1 protein-coding gene is annotated in these 1,364 nt (G+C 59.9%); it reads left to right on the top strand.

The annotated features are described in order from the left end of the window. Positions 1-70: 70 nt before the first annotated feature. Entirely contained in the window at positions 71-1,105 is a 1,035-nt protein-coding gene (locus tag B5X82_RS26125) for an IS110 family RNA-guided transposase (protein ID WP_010338606.1), read from the top strand. The last annotated feature ends 259 nt before the right edge of the window (positions 1,106-1,364 follow it).

Raw genomic sequence — 1,364 nt, forward strand, 5'->3', positions numbered from 1 at the left:
CGATGGAGTGGATGGCTCCCGCTCACCGGCTGAGGCAGACTGCCTCGGCTGAAGAGCGAGGAGACGGACGATGAGTGAGATTGTCACGATTGGGCTGGATATCGCGAAGTCGGTGTTCCAGGTCCATGGTGTAGACGCTGCGGGTCAGGTGGTTGTGACCCGGCAATTGAAGCGCGGACAGATGTTGAAGTTTTTCGCGGCATTGCCTCCGGTTCTGATCGGGATCGAAGCCTGCGGAACGGCGCATCACTGGGGTCGGCAGCTCCAGAACCTGGGCCACGACGTAAAACTCATCCCGCCGATCTACGTGAAACCTTACGTCAAGCGGCAGAAGAACGATGCCGCCGATGCCGAAGCGATTTGCGAGGCGGTGACGCGGCCGACAATGCGGTTCGTCGAAATCAAGTCAGTTGACCAGCAGGCTGGCGGCGTGCTGCACAAAACGCGGGCACTGCTGATCAAGCAGCGGACGATGATGTTCAATGCCGTGCGCAGCCATCTGGCCGAATTCGGTCTTGTGACGGGTACCGGCGTGGCGCAGGTGGTGCGCATGGTCGATCGGCTTGCGAAAGGGGACGAACTCGATCTTCCGGAACTGGCGCGCGAGACACTCGGCGTCTTAGCGCGCCACATTCAAGAACTGCAGGACAAGCTCACCGGGATCGATAAGCAGTTGACCCGCTGGCATTATCGCAACGACGTCAGCAACATCCTTGAAACCATCCCCGGCGTTGGTGTGATCACCGCCTCGGCGCTCGCGTCGATGGTGACCAACGCGCAGAGCTTCAGGTCGGCCCGCCATTTCGCCGCCTGGCTTGGACTCGTGCCCCGGCAAAACTCGTCAGGTGGCAAGACCCGCCTGGGCAAGATTACCAAGGGCGGCAATCGCTACCTGCGACAATTGCTGGTCGTCGGTGCGACTTCAGTGCTGCGGCATGTCCGGGCGGGCAGCGTCAAAGGCTTTGAATGGGCCAAAGCCTTGCTTGATCGCCGTCCGCCCAAGGTCGTGGCCGTTGCTCTGGCCAACAAGATGGCGCGTATTGCATGGGTGGTGATGACGCGCGGCGTCGAGTATGAAAGAAAGGAATTGGCGATCGCAGCCTGATTGGCAGGCGATGGCAAAACAAGGTTGAGGTGTGAAGACCGACTGAAGGCAAGCCATTCGATCCACCGAGCTTCGGCAAACCTGCTTAGCGTACAGGACTTCGAGTCCGCGTAAACGATGAGGAGGCCAGGGCTGGCGGAATCCTTCAAGGCCAGCAGCCGTATAAAGGCTGCACATAAAGGCCGGACACGCGACTGCACTCGATATGGCATGTCAGAACGTCAGAAAATCGCACCGCAACGCGGGAGCCATCCACACG

The sequence above is a fragment of the Rhizorhabdus histidinilytica genome (assembly GCF_900167915.1).
Classification (GTDB): domain Bacteria; phylum Pseudomonadota; class Alphaproteobacteria; order Sphingomonadales; family Sphingomonadaceae; genus Rhizorhabdus; species Rhizorhabdus histidinilytica.